The sequence below is a fragment of the Lysinibacillus sp. BS3 genome, assembly GCF_039614735.1.
In the GTDB taxonomy this organism is placed as follows: Bacteria; Bacillota; Bacilli; order Bacillales_A; family Planococcaceae; genus Lysinibacillus; species Lysinibacillus capsici.
Map to the genome: position 1 here is coordinate 374,882 of NZ_CP154860.1, position 20,661 is coordinate 395,542.

Here is a 20,661-nt window from a genome sequence, read left to right on the forward strand (position 1 = left end):
TTATCACAAGACTATACATATTTCAATGTATTTCTCATAAATTTTTTCCCAAAAAGTCGATCCCTGAACTACAGGAATGCGACTTTTTTTGTTGTCGTTATTTTTTAAATATTCCTTCCCTAGTGTTAATTCATAATGTAGTGGCGGCTTCTTGTAAGTGTAGCGGCGATTATGCAAAACACTAATGATAGCTCCACCAAATTGTCTTCTTGCACTACTCAACTACTTTTAATGAAAAAAAGCAGCCACCTAGTATCGATTGAATATCGAGACTAAGTGGCTGGATGGTGTTTTTTTAACTAAGATTTAAGTGTCCGTATAGAAGGGGTGCCTATTTCCCCACTATACCTTTGTGGGAATTAAAATATAATAAGGTGTGACTGCCTTGATGTTTTCTCATCAGCAGCCTAAAGCTAACGATTGAGACTGTTTGAACAGGTAAAACTGAGAAAACCAACGATACTTGTTGTGAATTTTTTAAATCTCTTGATTAAAGTGTTTGCCTATTTTTATAGCGAATCAAGTGAACTACCTCTTCACTGATATCTTTCTCTTGCTACTAATAGGTTTGTCCTATCACCTTCCAGATCATAAAAAATTTCATTACTTGTGTGAATAATTGTGAATCAATCCACACTGCCATGATAGTAGTTAGCCTTGATGGATAGTTGTTATCCATGACTCTATCTTAAATACTTTCTAGCGAATTTAAACCATCCACTTAAGCACTTTCTTAGCCATCCACTTGGCTATAATTTACAAAATTACTAGAAGCTATTTAGAGCTTGTGCAAACCTTTTAATCCCCTCATTGATTGAATGAACATCCTCCCTCGCATAAGTGAAGCGTACAAAACCCTTTTTGGAGCCCATCGTAGATCCAGGAACATAAATGACGCCTCGCTTAATGGATTCCTCAAGTAATTGCGTTTCGTTATATTCCTTGAGAACATGACACCATAAATGTATCCCACCTTGAGGAATGGAAAACGTCACTTCGTCCTTTAAATACATATTGAGGCTCTGTACAATGGTATCTCGTCGTGTTTCTAATTCCTTCACTAAATGCTTAATATGCAAATTAAAATTAGGGGATTCTAAAAAATCATTGGCAATCCATTGCGTGAAACTAGAATGCCCAAAGTCAATTTGTTGCTTGGCATCGGATAGTCGTTCGATTACAGATGTAGGACCAACAATCCATCCGATTCGTAAGCCTGAGGCTACAATTTTGGACAAAGAGCTAATATATAAAACATTCCCGTTCTTATCGAGCGATTTAAGCGTAGGCATTTTATCCCCCGAAAAAGCTGTTAGGCTATAGGGGTCATCTTCTACTACTGGTATACCTAGTTTAGAGGATATGTCTAGAATAGCTTCTCTTTTCTTTAAATCTAAGGAAGATCCCGTAGGATTATGAAAATCAGGATTTAGAAAAATCATTTTTATTCGATGTTTTTTATATAATACTTGCAAATCATCCGGGTTAATGCCATCCTTATTGACAGGAAGATAATGGATTTGTAAGCCTGCTGTTTTAAATATAGGCAGATTAAAGTTGTAAGAAGGATCTTCTATGGCGACTGCATCTCCAGGTTTTAACAGGCATTGGACAATCAAATGTAGGGCTTGCTGTGCTCCTGAAGTAATCAGTATGGAGGAAGGCTTTGTCTCAATTCCTCTGCTTTTTTTAATATGCCGTGAAAGAGTTGTCCGTAATATGTCACTCCCTAAAGGATGGTCATACCCAAGGCTACCGATAAATGAACGCGTTGCGGTAATTTCTCTCAAGGCGCTTTTGGGAAAAAGATCCTCGGATAATTCGCCAGTAGCTAGATTAATTAATTTATGTTCAATAGCCTCTTTTCTAATTTTTTGGGTAACAGGAAGGTTCGGTAAAAAGGAACCTGCCTCAATATAGCGATTCCAGCTAGGAATTCGTTTCCTCGTAATGCCCCAGATGTCTTTGCTAATGGTTGTGCCACTTCCACGATTTCGTTCAATCAGCCCCATTGCTTCCAATTCATCGTATGCATTAACTACCGTACTTCTGTTTACACTCAAAGCGTTTGCTAAATAGCGCTCAGATGGTAAGGGTTTATCGGGCGGGAATGTCCCATCTGCAATCCCCTTTTCAATGTATTCTGCGAGCTGCTTATAAATCGCTTTTTTTACTGTTCGATCAGGTTTCCAATCCATGTTTACTCACCTCAGTTATGCCTTATCCTTTCTTAGCTCTAGTAAATAAGCTAAAAAGACAATCATACTATAACAATATTTGAAACTAACCATCCATTTCCTTATTAATTTTACCATCCACTTTCAATTTCAATCCATTTTAATTGATAAAAGCCCTTATTTGATGCGCATTTCCCTCTATAAAATTATACTGAAATTATTTTTCTCGTTTGAGAACATTCTGTGTTATCTTGGAAAACGCCTTGTCTTTCAAAAGAAGTCCCCCTATTATAAAAATCAATTGTGAATCGAATTCCATACAAACCCGTAGTAGCCTAAAGCACTTCAATGAAACAGTTAAAGGGGTTTGTTTATGAAAAAAAGTTGGCTCAGATTAATTGGTCTTTCCACTATTGTCACTATGCTAACAGGCTGTGACCCATTGTTAGTATTAGATCCAAAAGGACCTCAAGCTCAAGTGCAAGCCAAAGATATTATGCTTTCGATAGGGATTATGTCCTTTATCGTACTCATTGTTTTTGTGTTGTTAGCTTATATGTTAGTGAAATTTCGTGCATCTAAGCAAAGCCCTGACTATAAGCCTCCCCACATTAAAGGGAGTACAAAGGTGGAAATCATTTGTGTAGGTATACCCGTTTTAATTGTAGCGTACCTATCCTTTATTTCTGTTGAAAGTAACTATAAGGTGGAATCTACACCAGAGAAATACAAACAGGAAGAGCCGTTAATCATTTATGCTTCAACATCGAACTGGAAATGGCATTTTAGCTATCCAGAGGAAGATATTGAAACGGTGAATTATTTGTATATTCCTGCAGAGCGTCCTATCGAATTTAAACTTTATTCTTACGGACCAATTACAAGTTTCTGGATTCCTCAACTGGGTGGTCAAAAATATGCAATGGCCGATATGGTGAATACATTGCATCTGGCTGCGGATCTACCTGGGGAGTATATGGGGAGAAATGCAAACTTTAATGGTAAAGGGTTCGCTGAAAATACGTTTAACGTAACAGCAGTGACTCAGGATGAGTTTGATGATTGGGTGAAGGAAGTAAAAGCAACAGCTGAACCATTAACAGAAGAAAAATTTAATACGTTGCTAGAACCAGGACACGTTGGCCAATCAACCTACACTGGTACACATTTAACATTCCTGCCAGCCCCTGAGGGTGAGAATGGTGGACATCAGCATGGCACATCACACATTAAAGATCATGCTTCTCAACAAAACGATCATTAATTAAAAGGAGACATAGTCATATGGAGTACTTCGAACGATTTGCTATACCCCATCCAAGCCCAGCTATCTATGCATCGATGGTTGCGATTGGACTGACGGTGATAGCAATTATAGTTGGCTTAACCTACTTTAAAAAATGGGGCTACCTTTGGCGTGAATGGTTAACAACCGTTGATCATAAACGTATTGGTATTATGTATCTAATTTCTGCCCTTCTGATGCTTTTCCGTGGTGGAGCAGATGCTATTATGATGCGCGCCCAAATGGCTGTACCTGACAATACATTACTTGATGCGCAGCATTATAATGAAATCTTCACAACACATGGAACAGTCATGATTATTTTTATGGCCATGCCTTTTATTATGGCCTTTATGAATTATATTGTGCCCTTACAAATCGGTGCAAGAGACGTTGCTTTCCCGCGATTGAATGCACTAAGCTTTTGGTTATTTTTCATGGGGGCCATGCTACTAAATATATCCTTTGTTATAGGTGGCTCCCCTGATGCTGGCTGGACGAATTATTTCCCTCTAGCAAATAATGAATTTAGTCAATCTGTAGGAACAAACTATTATTTATTTGCCTTACAGATTTCAGGTCTTGGCACATTAATTACTGGTATTAATATGATTGTGACGATACTTAAAATGAGAGCACCAGGCATGACACTTATGAAAATGCCGATGTTTACGTGGTCTTCATTAGTAGCAAACGTGATTATCGTTTTTGCTTTTCCAGTTTTAACGGTAGCTTTAACGATGGGAACTTTTGACCGACTATTTGCTACTAATTTTTTCACAACATCCGATGGTGGTATGGATATGCTGTGGGCAAACTTTTTCTGGGTCTGGGGGCATCCTGAGGTTTATATCCTGATTTTACCTGCGTTTGGGATCTACAGTGAGATTATTTCTACTTTTTCAGGACGCAATCTCTATGGCTATAAATCAATGGTCGGCTCCATGGTAATCATTTCCTTCCTTTCGTTTTTAGTATGGACACATCATTTCTTTACGATGGGACAAGGTGCTTTAACAAATAGTATTTTCTCGATTACAACGATGGCTATTGCCGTCCCAACTGGGGTTAAAATTTTTAACTGGTTATTCACCCTTTGGAAAGGAAAAATTGTTTTTACAACGCCAATGCTTTACTCCATGTTATTTATTCCTACCTTTACAATAGGTGGCGTAACGGGTGTAATGCTTGGCATGTCAGCCGCTGACTATCAATACCATAACACAATGTTCTTGGTTGCCCACTTCCATATGGTGATTATTCCTGGTGTTGTCTTTGCTATGCTAGCTGGCTTACATTACTATTGGCCAAAAATGTTTGGCTTTATGTTGAATGAAAAAATCGGCAAGTGGACGGCTTGGATTATTGCCGTCAGTACGCTGCTAGCCTTTATGCCAATGTTTGTCTCTGGCTTAGATGGACAAGCACGCCGTATGTACACTTATTCTGCCTCTACTGGTTTTGGGCTGTGGAATATGATTTCGTTTATCGGTGCAATTGGCTTAACAATTGGTTTTATCTTAATTGTTTACAATGTTATTTACAGTATTCGTTATTCACCAAGGAATGTTGGGTCGGATCCATGGGACGCTCGCACATTAGAGTGGGCTACACCAAGCCCTGTGCCTTATTATAATTTTGCCAAGGTTCCACACGTGATTTCAACAGAAGCGTTATGGGATGCAAAATATCATCAGCATGAACTGTTCCCAGAGCCATATGAAAAGATTCATATGCCGAATAATAGCGGTGTACCTTTTATATTAGGCTGTATTTTCTTTGCATGGGGCTTCTCCTTTGTTTTTGGTATGTGGATACCAACAATTCTCACAACCATTGGTATTTTTATCTGCATGGCTCACCGTTCATTGGAAAAAGATCCAGGACACTATGTACCTGTCGAAAAAGTGAAAGCAACGGAATCGAAATTGCGAGGTAGTCAATTATGAAAATCGATCAATCACTTCCTTTAGAATATAGTACTCAGCAAAATCAATTGAATATATTAGGCTTCTGGGTGTTTATTGGAGCTGAAATCATGCTCTTCGGCACATTATTCGCAGGTTATTTTGTTTTAGTAGACCGTACTGGGAATGGTCCAACAGGAGCGGACATTTTTGAAATTACACCTGTTTTATTTGAAACGTTTATTCTTTTAACAAGTAGCTTTACCATTGGCTTAGGTATACATGCTATGCGTAAGGGCTATACGAAAGCAATGATTTGGTTTTATGTTTTGACATTAGTACTCGGTGTCGTATTTATTAGTTTTGAAGTTTACGAGTTTATGCACTATATTCATGTTGGTGCGAGCTTACAGACGAGTGCCTTTACGGCTGCCCTTTTAACAACATTAGGAACACATGGTGCACACGTTACCTTTGGGGTATTTTGGGGAATGTTCATCGTCTATCAGCTCATCCAACGTGGTTTAACACCAGAAACAGCCAATAAATCGTTTATCTTCTCTTTATACTGGCACTTTTTAGATGTGGTCTGGATTTTTATTTTCAGCTTCATTTACTTGAAAGGAATGGTGTAACATGAGTGATTTATTCCCGATGAAACAAGTCATGGGGTTTGGTGTGTCCATAATCCTTACGATCATTGCGGCATGTGTATATTTTTTCAATCTATCTTTTCCGATTACCATGACTATTTTATTAGTCACAGCATTTATTCAGGCAGGCTTGCAGTTAGTTGTCTTTATGCATGCTGGTGAAACAAATGATAAACCAGCCATCTATACCAATATTTATTATGGCTTAATTATTGCGCTCGTGACCATTTTCGGAACATTATTATGTATGATTTGGGGTTATATCTAAATAGAAAAAAATCGTCCTTACTTAACTTAGTAAGGACGATTTTTGTATGGAAACGCATGATATATAGTCAAAAGACAATGAGGATAAACAACAATTCTTTGAAATTTTCACCATCAAAGTAAGAGTCCACGCTTTCATTCATTGTGATATCAAGTAATCATTGTGAGATTGGTTGAATGGGATAAATATAGGATTGCCTTTATCAATGTTTATTTTTATAACGCCAATTTTAACGATTTCCTCGTTTAAATGATTGGCGTGTAGCACATCCTTTACAAGCTTTTATTGATATTCATGAAAATAATAAACAATGATGAAATCGATAATCAGAATTATTTTTTCCTCCCCAAAATAGGATCAACTTCTGCTTGATTATTGTTGAACAATCATGGGGTTGTATATGTTAATGACAGCATTAAATGTACTTTTTCATCCGAGTGATTGATATACGTGTGAAGTTCTTCACCCTTGAATTTAATGACATCCCATTGGTTTAGCTGATGGGTTTTCTCTCCGACCTTTAGCTCCAATTGCCCATTTAATACAAGCACAATTTCCTCGGAGCCTGCTAGGTGACACTCGCTGTATTCACTATTCGGTTCAAGACGACCTCTAAACCACTCAGTTCCATTTGCTTTGAATAATGGATCGACAAACCAGTCGTTATTATGACCTGCGAATTGGTAGTCTGAGCCAAAACGATGAACCTCTATATTTTCTTCAAAAGATAGTAAAGCGACAAGCGGAATATTAAGCCCTCTACAAATTTTCCAAAGAATATTGACAGTCGGATTCGTTTCCCCTCGTTCAATTTTCCCTAACGTCAATTTACTAACATTGCTGACATTCGCCAGCTCCTCTAAACTCATCCTTTTGCTTTTTCTAATTTCCCGTAAATTTCCTCCAACTTGTCCAGATAAGTCGATATTTTCCTCCTGCATTCTGCGCACCCCTCCCATTGACTTTGTATAAATAGTATATTATAGTATACAAGTCGATTAATTATAGTTTATTTTTTTAATTTAAAAGTTAACTATAGTATATCAAATAATAACTAAAAGAGGTGTTTTCAGTGATGGCGAAATCAAAAAACTTTCCGATTATTTGGAGCGTTTTTTCTTTGTTTATACTATCTATGAATTTACGAGCTTCGATCACATCTATCTCGCCGGTATTGAAAAATATTCAAATGGATTTGCAGATGACAAGTGTTGTTGTAAGTTTATTAACAGCACTTCCCGTATTTTGTATGGGGATTTTTGCACCTTTGGCTGGCAAGCTAAGTGAACGATGGGGTATCGAATGGACGATTGGGCTATCCGTTTTATTAATTGGTGTATCAACAGCTTTACGGTTAGTGGCAACTTTTCCTTTATTTTTATTAGTAACAGCTATTCTTAGTGGGATAGGTATTGCTATTACAGGTCCACTGATTTCAGGCTATATCAAAAAGGAATTTCCTAAATATTCTTCTACGATGATCGGTGTATATTCTGCGGGTATGGGAATTGGAGCGTCATTAAGTGCTGGTTTAGTTGTGCCTGCTATGCATGCTTTTCATCAATCATGGAACGCAGCTTTAGCAATATGGTCGGTATTTGCTTTTATGGGTATTATTGTTTGGATTCCAATTATCAAAAAATCCAAGCATTCTCAAGAGTCATTAGAGAAATCTACAGGTCAAAAAAGTCGACTAACTTGGGGAAACCGATATGTTTGGCTCCTTATGGTCATGTTCGGTTTACAATCTGGCGTTTATTATTCCCTCGCGACATGGCTCGCTCCAAAAGTACAGGATATGGGATATAGTGACGCTTACGCCGCAACAACGGTCACTATTTTTTCTGTCATGCAAATGATTTGTAGCTTTATCATCCCAATCTTAATAAATAATAGTTTCAAGAGAAAGCCTTGGATGCTACTTTGTGCTTCAAGCTCCTTTATTGGAATTTTGATGTTAATTATGGGCGGCATCTCGCCTATTTTCTGTGCGACGTTAACTGGGATCGGTGCTGGTGGTTTGTTCCCATTAGCAATGATTTTACCTTTAGATGCTACGACTACACCAAAAGAGGCAAGTGAATGGACAGCGATGATTCAATTCGGTGGCTATATCATTAGCGGCATCATTCCAATGCTTGTTGGTGTCATCAAGGATATGACGAATACATTTGACGTTGCCCTTTTCACCTTATTATTTATAATCATCGTTATTATGGGGCTGACGTTAAAGGTTAAAACAAAGACGGAATCAGCTACTATTCGCGTTCTTCCTAGTAGATGAAGTAAGGCGTCTTTAAACCGTTTTTCAGACAGTAGACAATCTACTTTTGGAGATTTAAGTTGCTAAAATAGTTTGTCTCTTGCTTTATAGCAGATTTATCCAACAACATTTTTAAGTAGTTCTTTTTATGCTACAATTCACTATAAATGAGGAAGGAAGATGTTTTATGAAAATATCCGTTTATGTTGCAAGTGCATTTAGCAAGGATCATCAAGGCGGAAATAAAGCAGGAGTGGTATTTAATGAGGATACATTGACCACTACTCAAAAAATGGCAATAGCCAAAGAATTGGGCTATGCGGAAACCGCATTTATATCAGCATCTGAAATGGCTGATTATAAATTTGAGTATTTTACACCTAAGGAAGAAGTAGATTTATGTGGTCATGCCACAATTGGCTCTTTTACGATACTGATGCATTTAAATAAACTTTTCAAGGATCGCTATACAATTGAAACAAACAGCGGTGTTCTTACTATTAACATAAAAGATGACATCATTTTCATGGAACAAAACAAACCGATATTCTATGATATTATTTCTCCAAACGACTTTATCGATTGTTTTGACATTAAAGATAAAGACAATAAATACCCAATACAAATTGTTTCCACGGGCTTAAAAGATATTTTAATTCCGATAACAAGCGAAACACAATTACATGCACTGCAACCTAATTTTGAAAAAATAAAAGAAATCAGCGAGTATTATCATGTTGTCGGGACGCATCTGTATACGTTTAATGACAATCGAATAATATGTAGAAATTTTGCTCCACTATACGATATTAATGAAGAAGCAGCAACTGGAACTTCTAACGGTGCATTAGCTTGCTACCTTTATGAACAGCACCACTTGCAAAAGGAAGTCTATGTATTTGAACAAGGTTATTCTTTACACTCTCCTTCCGAAATATTAGTGAAATTAGCAACCAATAGCAAGAATGAAATAGAAAAAGTTTATGTTGGCGGCAAAGGCTATTACTGTGAAACAAAATATTTAAATGTAGAAGATATGGTGTGAACAATTAATTTCTCAACCTCAGACTGTAGATTTTTTGAATTTTAATTTAGAAATAGAAAAATAGATAAAAAGACAAACACATTTTTATAATTGAACAATGTGTTTGTCTTCAATATCTGCTACCTTTTATGAGCTTGTGAGACATAACCGATTCGTTTCCATTGCTCAAGTGGCACATCCTCAATGAATGCCTTGCCTTTTTCCCACCCTAGAAGCCCGTCATGCATTTCAACAAAGTCGTTTTCCCTGCTTCATTATAATAATAAACCTACTTTAATCCCCTTATTTAAAATATTTTGATAGTCAATATAGTCATAGAGATCGTCATCGATGAACGAACTCAATTCTTTCAATTCATCCATTGTTAAATCTTCAATGGCTTTGTCATGATCTTCACAATAAATAACGATGGAACCCACGATGCTGTGTGCATCTCTGAACGCAACGCCTTTGCTCACTAAATAATCAGCGACCTCTGTTGCATTCAGAAAACCTCCTTTGACTGCTTTTTTCATGTTTTCACTGTTCACCTTCATCGTAGCAATCATTTTTGACATAATTTGTAGACAAGATAATACGGTGTCCAATGCATCGAAAAATGGCTCCTTATCTTCTTGCATATCTTTATTGTAAGCAAGTGGTAAGCCCTTCATTGTTGTTAAGAGTGAAGTCAGTGAACCATATACACGTCCTGTTTTGCCTCGTATCAGCTCCGCGGCATCAGGGTTTTTCTTCTGTGGCATAATACTGCTGCCAGTAGAATAGGCATCATCAATCGTAATAAATCTAAACTCTTGACTACTCCACAAAATGAGCTCTTCACTTAATCTACTTAAATGCATCATAATGATTGAAAAATCTGACATTAACTCTAATAAATAGTCGCGATCACTTACTCCATCTAAGAAATTATCTACAGGCTTAGAGAAGCCTAGCTCATTAGCTGTCATCTCACGGTTAATCGCATGAGTAGTACCTGCTAATGCTCCACATCCAAGCGGGCTTTCGTTCATAATTTCTATCGCTTTCACAATTCTTTTTTTATCGCGGTTTAACATATGATAATAAGCCATCAAATGATGTTGAAACGTTACAACCTGCGCACGTTGAAGATGTGTGTATCCTGGCATCATAACGTTATTGTCTTTTGCTTTTTGTTCTAAGCTCTGTTGTAACGCTTCAATTGAGGCAATCACCTCAAACGCCTTATTTTTTGCATAAAGTCTAATATCTGTTGCTACTTGGTCATTACGACTTCTCGCTGTATGAAGTTTTTTCCCTGTGTCACCGATCCGTTGAGTCAAATTCGACTCTACGAAACTATGAATATCTTCATAATTTCCTTCAATTTGTAATGTGCCATTATCAATATCCTCTAAAATGGAAAGAAGTGCATTCTCAATATCTTGTCCTTCCCTCTCAGTCAATAAATTGCATTGTACTAGCATATGGACATGGGCAATACTGCCTTTAATATCTTCTTTGTAAAGTCTTTGATCCACCTTTAATGAACTATTGAAATCTTCCATTAATTTGTTTTCTTCTTTTCTAAAGCGACCGCCCCAAAGCTTCATCATTCATTCTCCTTCAATCAATCTATTAAACGTTATGATATTTCAGAAATGCTTTCCTGTAATTCCTCAATATTTCCTCTTTTACGCATATACCAGACACCATTGTAAACAGCAAAATAGTAAAAGGCTAAGCCAAATATAGCGACAATTACGGACATATAAGGGTCAGGAATGATACCTTTCCCACCGAAATTCCCTAAGAAAGACATCAATACAAGCATTAAAATATAAATAATAATGTAGATACCACCAAAAAATTCAACTGATTGGTGTTTTTGAATAAAGAAAATTACTAAATAACAAACAATACCTATTATTAATCCAGTAATGGCTAGCTGTACCTTACTCCAATTTGTCCAATAAATAAGCAGTGTGGCAAAAACGAATGCCATTGGTGCAATGAATTGCATACCAGGTAGCCCATTATTTTTTGTCAGACCTACTCTACGGAAAACCATAACCGTTACACATGCTGAAGCATATTTAAAAATACCGATAGCTCCTACAATCGCAACGATAGCTGTCCAGCTTTTCAGTGGGAATAAAAATAATAATCCTACTAGGAAATTGAGTGCAAGTGCACGTGTTGGAACACCGAATTTTTTATTAATTGTTCCAAAATAAGATGGTAGGAATCCACTTTTCGCCATACCAAATACATGTCTTGACGTACCAGCTGTATAAGTAAGAGCTGAACCTGTTGGCGAAACCATCGCATCAGCTGTAATAATCCAAGATAGCCAAACCATATTAGCCATCATTGCTAAATTAGCAAATGGTGAATCAAATTTAATGCCACTCCAACCATTCGCTAACATTTCTGTTGGAACTGCGCCGATAAATGTAATTTGAAGTAACACATATAATACTGCCGCAACACCTAATGATGTAATGAGGGCAAGTGGAATATTTCTTCTAGGGTTGACGACTTCCCCACTCATCATGATGACGTTGCCAAACCCAGTATAAGCAAAAAATATTCCGGTTGTTAAAATGGCACTTAAACCAGCGCTATAGCCATTTGGTGCAAATCCTTGGCTTGAAAAATTCTCTGGATGAAAGCCTGTCATAAAAAATGCAATGATTGTTAGTACAGGGACTATAAACTTAATTGTTGTAATGATATTGTTCGTGACTGCGAATAATTTCACCCCAAAATAATTGAAAACAACAAAGAATATCATTAAAACCATCGCTGCAAGAATACCTGATGTTGTCAGTTGTTCTTTTCCTACATCATATAACCCTGGCCAAAACTGATTGGCATATTGAATAACACCTGATGATTCTACGGGAGCTGTAGCACAATAGCCAAACCAGATTGAATAACTAGTAACGGTAGCAAGCATTTTTCCGTGAGAATAAAGCGGATATCTTGCTAGGCCTCCTGTTTCAGGTTTTACTCTACCTAATTCAGCATAAACAAGCGCTATGAGTGTGATAACAAACGCACCAATAATCCAAGAAAGTATGGCTGCCGGGCCTGCTAATTTAGCAGCTACCCATGGTCCAAAGAGCCAACTAGATCCTATTATTCCCCCTAGAGATAATGTTGTAAGTGACCAAAACCCCATTTTCTTTTTCAAATATTGTTCTTGACTCATGAATGTTCCCCTCTCTGAAAAGAGAATATTGGTATGACCCTTTTAATTTGGACGCTTCAATAAAATGACGTTTTGACAGAAAAAATTTACATATTTTACTCTGCAGTGCAATGTAGTGTAGGTGACTAATATAGATTGTGCTCCTTTCTAGATGATGAAACATTGCACACATTTTTCATGCACCATTAATTAAAGGTTATTAAAAGGTGTTTACCTTAAAATGATTTTATTTTAATCGTTTGAATTTTTCAACACTTTTTTGCAAAAAAAATAACCATCTCACTTAGATGGTTATTTCAAACGATAAATTTTACTTGGTCGTCCTCTGGATATTTGTGCGTCTTTCCCTGTGTATTCGACGAGATCAACCTCACATAAACTAGCTAAAATGCGTCTAGCATTACTTTCATCCCAATAGAGATGTGCTGCTAAATCTTTAATGGTGAATTCCTGCCAATTCATTTTTTTAATAAGTGTGTATAATTTACTGTAATTTTTTAAACTAATTTTTGCTTTTTTTAATTTCTCTAGTAAAATGTCATCATTAATACGGTATGAAAAGCTCACTTCATCTTCTTCACCAGCCGATTCAGTAATCGTTCCATTTTCTTGGACAATCACGATTGGTTGCTCCGATTTCTCTTTGGAGAGCTGGATGGCTCGCTGCGCATTGATTTCCGCAGAGTGAACAGTTACCCCATAGCCAATTCCGACAGTGACTGTTGTATGGGATTCATGTGATAGCTGATAGATGGTATCCTGTAAATCCTTGATTTTACGTTCAATGGCTCCTCTCGAACTAAAAATGATATAGCGACCATTTCCTTTTTCTAACAAGGAGCCATCTAGTTGCTCACAAAATCGCAATAACGTTTCCTTCAATTTTAATTCTAAATACTGTAAATGATAGGAGCTCTTCGCTTTTTCAGAGATTTTATCAAAATGTTCGATTTCGATAATTTGCACACCGATCTGTGTATCCTTAAAATAGAAGGCTCTGAGTTTTTCTTCCAGTATTCGTAATGTTTGGCGGATTTCCATATCTGTAGTGGAAATGTGATAAGCAGGGACACCTGCCTCTTTCAGCCCGCGATAAACAGCTTCAAAGCAAGTCAAAGCACCTGCTGTTTTTTGTTGATTCCATAAGTCGATATGAAAATCCATTAATTCTTTTGTACTGGTATTTACATCAAATGTTTTCACATAGATTTCTTTAGGCGCAAAATCTAGCTGTTTGACGGCTTGCTCCAAGTGTGAAGTCGTGATTTCATCAATGCTTACCTTGTTCAAAAATTCTCCCTGATAAAAGCCCATATGCAATAGACATTTATAAATGCCGGATTCAGTATGTTGAATATAAACTAAGTTTTCACCTGATTGTAACGTATTTTTCGCAACCATATACGAAATTTGGCCAGAAAAAAACCATGCATCAACAGCGTGATGATTATCCTTTACGATATTTACGGTTTCATGAAAATCATGATAGGGAAATGCTACGAAATTCATAGTCATTTCGTATTCTTTGCCTAATTGAATGATGCGCTCTACAGATGAATTAGGGCCAATGACTCCAACTGTATACATTTTTTCCTCCTAGTAAAATTACTTTATATATACCATTCTATAGAGAATTGCCCAATATTTATAGTGTCAATTAAAAAAGTCTGTTTTGGTAAAGGACAAGGGGACAGGAGTTGCTCATATTTTATTCAAAAGCGCGCTCATTCTTTAATTCACAACGCTCCGATACAGCCTTCTGAAACCCAACCTAGCAATGGGATGTTAAAGGAAACATAAAGTGCCCTTGTAAGAAGGGCTTTTTCGAGAGAATGAATAAGGCATCGTCATCATTTGTGGTGATGGTGGCTGTCATACCTTCGATTGTAAAGTCAGGTGTAAAATAGAATACTACTTTTTTTGTTGTATCCTTAATAATGCTTGCTAATACAGTCTCTGCATTGGTTGCCTGTAAAGAGATGATATCATAAATATTTAATACCCCTTCCTCCTCCTCCATTAATACTATTGTGTCAAATTCTTCTAAATAGTAAATAGCATGAGGGAAAACTAACGTAAAATAAAACATTAATAAACTTTCATTTTCCTCAACAGCAATCATACTAGAATGGATATAACGATTTTTTGCATACTCTTCAAGAAGTGCTAGATTCTGCTCAATTGTCAGCTGTTGGACGCTGGTCTGCTTTGGCTGAATAGGTCTTGTGGTAAGATCTAAGCTGTATTCACTTTCATGGATTCGCGTAAAGCCAAACTTCGGATAAAAATCTAGTACTGTTTCATTGGCAAAGAGATACATGAAATCACAGGCATCTTCGTACTCTTTCATGAGATGCAGCATCAACTGCTTTGCCAAGCCTTGATGACGATAATGTTCATCCGTCATCACTGTACCAATCTGAATTCCCTTTAATCGCTCACCATTTACGCGAATCGACATCTTATAAATAGAAGCATTCGCGATTACTTTTCCTGCTTGTACAAATGAGTAAGGAATATATTGGTCATTCCAATAGCCTTTGTTATACCAGCCTCGAAAGTCCAAACCAAATGTTTTCATTGCTAAATCATTAAAACTTGCCTTTAAATTTTCATTGTGACGATAATCACTAACTAATTCATATTTTGCCACGTCTATTCCCTCCTATTTTATGTTTCAATCGCTAATTTTTGTGGGAATCATCACCTCCTAAAAACAGAAAAAGACCCTATGAGAACAAGCTCATAAAGTCCTTTGTTATACAAAATATAACTGTGGATTAGACATCATTATGCTTCTCTTTTATCGCAAAAGGGCATTACTAAATAGACCCTATAATTTTAAAAAAAATTATAGAATAACCCCTTTATTAAATTCATTGAATTTAATTTGCGATAATTAGTTTTAGCATAAAAAAGCTAATCTCCCTTCTGTTTTTAAGATTACTATTATATTACCGTTATTTGTTAGATATGTCTACATGATGAAAATAACTGAAATAAGTATAGAATGCCCCTTTAAAGCCTATTCTATAAACGAAGTTAGCAATGAAGGGAGCCTACCATTTACTATGAAATTTAAACTACCTTTCAACAAACAACAACAACAACCAGTTCAAGAGGCGCCTAAAGAAAATCTTGTGAGAGTTGCACATGCCACAGATCATTTTATTCAATCGATTAAAAATGCTACTAATAATCCGGCAGATTTAATCGTTAAATCTCTTCCACCAAACGTCACCCTTATTTACATCGATAATTTGATCGATGATCAGACTTTAAATAATGATATTATTGCTAATTTACAGAGCAAGCCTCACGATACACCCGAGGCAATTGAGATGGCCCTTTCTATTGCAGAAGTCAGTCAATCCAGTCTACTAAGGGAAACCGTAGAATTGATGGTCAATGGTCATGTTGTGATTCACATAGGTGGCTTCCCGCAGACTATTTTAGCCAATATCGCTAGCAGAGAGTCTAGAGCATTGTCAGCGCCTGAGAATGAATCGCAGGTAATTGGTACACAGGTTGGATTTAATGAGAGTCTATCTACCAATATTTCCTTGATTCGTCGCTACATAGTGAGTCCTAATCTTTGTAATGAAAAAGTAAAAATTGGTACACGGACAAGTACCTCTGTTTCTCTTTTATATATGCGTGGCATTGCCAATGATCAAATGGTTCAAACAATGCGTCAACGAATCAAAGATCTTAATATCGATGAGCTTATCGATAGTGCCGTATTAGCTGAAATGATTGATGATAATTCACTATCTGTCTTTCCACAAATGCTATTGACAGAAAGACCTGACAGATTTTGTGATGGCATTTTAGATGGAAAAATTGGGGTTCTCGTAGATGGTAGTTCAATGGCTATCGTTTCCCCTCAAGGATTTACTGAGTTTTTTCAAAGTCAAGAAGATCAAAATTTAAGATGGCAAATTGCTACTTTTCTTCGTTTATTACGACTGGCTGCCTTCTTTTTATCTGTTTATTTAACACCATTTTATGTGGCAGCTCTTACCTTTCATTATGAAGTGATTCCACAAGCCTTTCTCGTACCATTAAGTGAATCAAGGGCTTTAGTTCCTTTCCCGCCCATATTTGAGGCTTTGCTGCTGGAATTTATTATTGAACTACTGAGAGAAGCAGGAGCCAGATTACCAACTAAAATTGGACAAACAATCGGTATCGTTGGTGGTATCGTTATTGGAACAGCAGCTGTACAGGCAGGGATTACCAGTAATATATTGCTGATTATCATTGCGTTAAGTGCTCTAGCCTCTTTTACGTCGCCAAGTTATATGATGGGCAATGTGATTCGTCTTATTCGCTTCCCTATCATTATACTTGCAGGATTTTGGGGTTTTTATGGTATCATGTTGGCTTTTTGTTTTATTCTGATTCATTTGTTACGTCAGTCAAGCTTGGGTGCTCCGTATATGTCTCCCTTCTATCCACCGAGGTTGAAGGAAATGCGGGATAGTATTATTAGAATGCCTGTCCCATTAACATCAAAAAGACCTGCTTTGACAAGACCAAAAGATGAACATAAATTTGTGCCAGAGCCAGTGAAACCTGATAAAAGTTGAACTGAAGGTGAAATAAATGGCAAAACCTATACAACTTAGCCCTAAAGATATGATTAATGCTTATTTGCTTTTTTTTGTGGTACACGGTGCTCAAATTGGGGTTGGTATACAGGGATTTCAACGCATTATCTATCAGGATGCTAGACAGGATGCATGGATTTCTGTTCTACTGGCTGGGATTGCCACACATCTTGTTACGTTTTGTATGATTAAAACGTTAGAAATTTACGGCTCTGATGATCTTTACGGAATTCAAATTGATATTTTTGGTAAATGGATTGGCAATTTTTTAAATGCAATTTATGTCATCTATTGCTCCGTAGCGTTCTTTTCAGTTTTACGAAATTATATTGAAGTTATACAAGCATGGATTTTTCCTAGCATTGAGACCTGGTTCCTGTCAGCAACTTTATTAATTATTATTATCTATGCCTTTACAGGAGGGCTTCGTGTCATTGTAGGTGTGTCTTTTTTTAGTATCATTCTCTCCTTATGGATTCTTCCAATGTTAGTATTTCCGATGGAATACGCTACAGTAGATAGTCTTCTCCCTATTTTAGAAAATGATATTCGCTCCATTTTAAAAGGGGCACAATCAATGACCTTTACGATTATCGGCTTTGAAATTCTAAACGTGATTTACCCCTTTGTAAAAGACAAGAAAAAAATCAGAAAACCTGTTCATTTAGGACTATTAGTTACAACCATCATCTATTTAGCCGTGATGCTGGTGTCCATTGCTTATTATAGTGAGGGCAAGCTATTGAAAACGATATGGGCAACCTTGACATTATTTAGTTTTATTAGCTTCCCCTTTATGGAACGCTTTGAATTTGTAGCGGTTTGTTTTTGGATGCTAATCATTTTACCGAATCTATGTCTATACTTATGGGCTGCGTACCGCGGAGCAATTCGTTTATTCCCGATAAGTGAAAAGACATTTGTTTGGCTCTTTTCATTCATCGTTTTAATTGGAACATTATTGGTTCAAACACGGACACAGATTAATACAATTAACACGGTGTTTGGACAGATTGCTTTTTACGTAATCTTTGTCTACCCTATTTTACTTTGGCCAATAGCACGACTAAAGAAGAACTTCACATCAAAGAAGGTGAAAAAGAATGAACAAACTTAGAGGAAGATGGATGATTCTTCTATCCTTTGTTTTTTTATATGGATGTGCACAAACCAATATTTTGGATAAAGTTGGATTAACTACTTTAGTCGGCTATGATGTAGGAACAGAGGATAAAATAAAGACAACAGCTGTTATTCGTGAAGTAAATCCCGAATTTCAAAGCAATGTGGAAGTTCTGTCTACAGAAAACGATACGAGTAAAGGAAATCGGATGGAAGCCAATCGTAAGCTTTCGAAAAAAATCACGGTTGGTCAAATGAGAGTCATCCTATTTGGAGAGGAATTGGCAAAAAAAGACCTTCGCTATTATATTGATACAAACCTAGAAAATGCTAGTGTCAGCAATGGAATCTTTATGGCTATTGTGGAAGGTGAAACAGAAACATTACTGAAATACGAATATCAAAATATTGAGGATATTGGGCAGCATATTTTTAGGTTGATTGAACAAAATGTCAAGCAGGAATATATGATTTCCTCTACACTTCATCAAATTGCCCATGATTATTATTCATCTGGAAAAGAATTTGCCATGCCTATTATTAAAAGAGATGACGAGCTGGTGGAATTAAGTGGGATAGCACTTTTTAAAGGCAGCAAAATGGTCAGTACCCTTCCAGCAAAAGATAGCTTTTACGTAAAGATTGTCAGAGATACCTTTAAAGTAGGTTTATATGAAACCGTTCTGGAAAACGAAGATGTACCTTCCGAAATTCTTCAAAAGCCTGCCAATAAAATAACGGTAGCTTTTGATGCAATCCAGTCGAAACGAGAAATGATGTTAGTTGATGCGGATACGCCAACATTTGACCTGAACATCAAAATCAAATCGAGAGTATTAGAGGTGTACCCTGATATCAATCAAGGGGACCCAAAAAGTGTGGCGGCACTGGAAAAAGCAATCGAGAAAAAATTGTCAAAGGAAATACGTAGAGTGATTGCTCATAGTCAGGAAGTTGAGTCTGATATCTTTGGCTTTGGTGAGAAATATCGAAGCGAAGTAAGACATTCTAAGCTAACAAAGGATAAATGGCAAAAAATATATAAAGACATGAAGGTAAATGTCCATGTTGATTTTACAATTTTAAGAGATGGTGTTTTTGAATAACTAGTGAAATGGTTGCCCTGTCATAACCGATAAAAAGTTTTGGAAAAAATGTTCATAATGAATATCAAAGGCAATACGATGCTTTTTTTCGCCATTATTATTTTCATAAGGTCTTGTCTCGGCAATACTTTGCCCCCTTGCAGGTCCTTCTAACTTGTCGACAACGGTTACAGGATAGGACTCATAAATAAACATGTCAGGATAAATAACTGCCATTAGTGTTAACGCATCATGCACGGGACTTCCTAGAAGTGAGGGGTCCCGTTCTTTATAAAAACGTGTATAGTATTCCATTAAGGGCTTTAGAATTTTTGTTTTGCCAAAGGAGTCAATATAGTCCACCATCCCAGGTGTGACAATGGCCTTTTGTGTCGCATTTAAAGGGATGATTGTCACATTCGTTGCATAGGTAAGCACAATATTAACGGCAAAGGGATCACCATGGAAATTCGCTTCAGCCACTGTCGTTACATTACCTGGCACCCAAAATGCTCCACCCATAATATAAAATTCCTTGATATTTTTCATAAGCTCTTTATAAAGGATAAACATCGTGGCTAGTGAGGTTAATCGCCCAATATTGACAATAATTAGCTCATCATGCTTATACCTTTCAATAATGTTGACGATTTCAAAAAAGTTCTCAATTTTTAATTCGTGATTATCATTTGGAATGATGGGTCCAAGTCCTCGTTTACCATGAATTTCTGGGTAATAGGTCGGCTGCTCTCCTGTTAAGGGTACTTCTGCTCCTAAAATCACAGGAATTCCTTGAGGGAAGTCGAACAATTTCATGACATAATAAATATTGGATACCGCATCCTCTCGCGATACATTGCCATAATCTGCAACGAGTCCCACAATTTCTATTTCTTGATTAAGCCGTGCATAGATCAATGCCACCGTATCATCAATGCCAATATCCCCGAATAACAGCACTTTTTTTACCAAACCATGTCCTCCCTTTTACTACCATTACTGTTATCTTTATAGTAATCAAAGATGACACGAATTATGAATTTTTGTGGAAAAATGAGTGAGTAA

The 20,661-nt window shown here is 36.8% G+C and carries 16 protein-coding genes; 9 read left to right on the forward strand and 7 right to left on the reverse strand.

Features of this window, described 5'->3' with window-relative positions; genetic code table 11:
* Positions 1–767: 767 nt before the first annotated feature.
* Positions 768–2,198 carry a PLP-dependent aminotransferase family protein gene (locus tag AAJG31_RS01955; RefSeq protein WP_279495039.1) on the reverse strand — a complete coding sequence of 477 codons (1,431 nt, stop codon included), beginning with the start codon at positions 2,196–2,198 and terminating at the stop codon, positions 768–770.
* A gap of 352 nt (positions 2,199–2,550) precedes the next feature.
* Here AAJG31_RS01955 and qoxA point away from each other — a divergent pair, with 352 nt between their 5' ends.
* From qoxA to qoxD, 4 genes are read left to right on the forward strand one after another with little or no spacing between them, the layout of a single operon-like run.
* Positions 2,551–3,441 (forward strand): cytochrome aa3 quinol oxidase subunit II, encoded by an 891-nt coding sequence (gene qoxA / locus AAJG31_RS01960; protein ID WP_054550145.1) that lies wholly within the window; start codon positions 2,551–2,553, stop codon positions 3,439–3,441.
* Positions 3,442–3,461: 20 nt separating this feature from the next.
* Positions 3,462–5,411, forward strand: a complete 1,950-nt coding sequence (gene qoxB, locus AAJG31_RS01965; RefSeq protein WP_048392790.1) for a cytochrome aa3 quinol oxidase subunit I — start codon at positions 3,462–3,464, stop codon at positions 5,409–5,411.
* Entirely contained in the window at positions 5,408–6,004 is a 597-nt protein-coding gene (gene qoxC, locus AAJG31_RS01970; RefSeq protein WP_279495038.1) for a cytochrome aa3 quinol oxidase subunit III, read from the forward strand. Before qoxB ends, qoxC begins: the two co-directional genes overlap by 4 nt.
* Position 6,005: 1 nt before the next feature.
* Positions 6,006–6,290 carry a cytochrome aa3 quinol oxidase subunit IV gene (qoxD, locus tag AAJG31_RS01975; RefSeq protein WP_036079092.1) on the forward strand — a complete coding sequence of 95 codons (285 nt, stop codon included), beginning with the start codon at positions 6,006–6,008 and terminating at the stop codon, positions 6,288–6,290.
* A 386-nt stretch (positions 6,291–6,676) separates the two neighbouring features.
* On the opposite strand, the gene AAJG31_RS01980 is transcribed toward qoxD, so the two are convergent.
* On the reverse strand, positions 6,677–7,231 hold the full coding sequence (locus tag AAJG31_RS01980) for an XRE family transcriptional regulator (RefSeq protein WP_103118130.1): 555 nt from the start codon (positions 7,229–7,231) through the stop codon (positions 6,677–6,679).
* Between the two features lie 134 nt (positions 7,232–7,365).
* Between AAJG31_RS01980 and AAJG31_RS01985 the strand changes: the two genes are divergently transcribed.
* Entirely contained in the window at positions 7,366–8,574 is a 1,209-nt protein-coding gene (locus AAJG31_RS01985) for an MFS transporter (protein ID WP_279495036.1), read from the forward strand.
* 166 nt (positions 8,575–8,740) lie between these two features.
* A complete protein-coding gene (locus AAJG31_RS01990; protein WP_279495034.1) occupies positions 8,741–9,598 on the forward strand; it encodes a PhzF family phenazine biosynthesis protein in 858 nt (285 codons plus the stop codon).
* A 254-nt stretch (positions 9,599–9,852) separates the two neighbouring features.
* Here AAJG31_RS01990 and argH read toward each other — a convergent pair whose 3' ends face one another.
* From argH to AAJG31_RS02010, 4 genes are all read right to left on the reverse strand, one after another.
* The gene (gene argH, locus AAJG31_RS01995; RefSeq protein WP_054550141.1) at positions 9,853–11,172 is read right to left on the reverse strand and encodes an argininosuccinate lyase; all 1,320 of its coding nucleotides are present in this window, start codon (positions 11,170–11,172) and stop codon (positions 9,853–9,855) included.
* Between the two features lie 32 nt (positions 11,173–11,204).
* On the reverse strand, positions 11,205–12,776 hold the full coding sequence (locus tag AAJG31_RS02000) for an APC family permease (RefSeq protein WP_048392799.1): 1,572 nt from the start codon (positions 12,774–12,776) through the stop codon (positions 11,205–11,207).
* 291 nt (positions 12,777–13,067) lie between these two features.
* On the reverse strand, positions 13,068–14,363 hold the full coding sequence (locus tag AAJG31_RS02005; RefSeq protein WP_048392800.1) for a hypothetical protein: 1,296 nt from the start codon (positions 14,361–14,363) through the stop codon (positions 13,068–13,070).
* Between the two features lie 184 nt (positions 14,364–14,547).
* Positions 14,548–15,429 carry a GNAT family N-acetyltransferase gene (locus AAJG31_RS02010; RefSeq protein ID WP_054550139.1) on the reverse strand — a complete coding sequence of 294 codons (882 nt, stop codon included), beginning with the start codon at positions 15,427–15,429 and terminating at the stop codon, positions 14,548–14,550.
* A gap of 418 nt (positions 15,430–15,847) precedes the next feature.
* Between AAJG31_RS02010 and AAJG31_RS02015 the strand changes: the two genes are divergently transcribed.
* Genes AAJG31_RS02015 through AAJG31_RS02025 form a run of 3 tightly spaced genes read left to right on the forward strand, consistent with a single transcriptional unit; the run spans position 15,848 to position 19,617 of the window.
* Positions 15,848–17,368: a spore germination protein gene (locus AAJG31_RS02015; RefSeq protein WP_259950755.1), complete on the forward strand. Its 1,521-nt coding sequence runs from the start codon at positions 15,848–15,850 to the stop codon at positions 17,366–17,368.
* 16 nt (positions 17,369–17,384) lie between these two features.
* The gene (locus tag AAJG31_RS02020; RefSeq protein WP_279495030.1) at positions 17,385–18,506 is read left to right on the forward strand and encodes a GerAB/ArcD/ProY family transporter; all 1,122 of its coding nucleotides are present in this window, start codon (positions 17,385–17,387) and stop codon (positions 18,504–18,506) included.
* Positions 18,493–19,617, forward strand: coding sequence for a Ger(x)C family spore germination protein (locus tag AAJG31_RS02025; RefSeq protein ID WP_279495029.1), 1,125 nt, complete (start codon positions 18,493–18,495; stop codon positions 19,615–19,617). The genes AAJG31_RS02020 and AAJG31_RS02025 overlap by 14 nt, the downstream gene beginning before the upstream one ends.
* Here AAJG31_RS02025 and AAJG31_RS02030 read toward each other — a convergent pair whose 3' ends face one another.
* The gene (locus tag AAJG31_RS02030; protein ID WP_259950752.1) at positions 19,618–20,568 is read right to left on the reverse strand and encodes a nucleoside hydrolase; all 951 of its coding nucleotides are present in this window, start codon (positions 20,566–20,568) and stop codon (positions 19,618–19,620) included. It lies immediately after the preceding gene.
* Positions 20,569–20,661 lie beyond the last annotated feature (93 nt).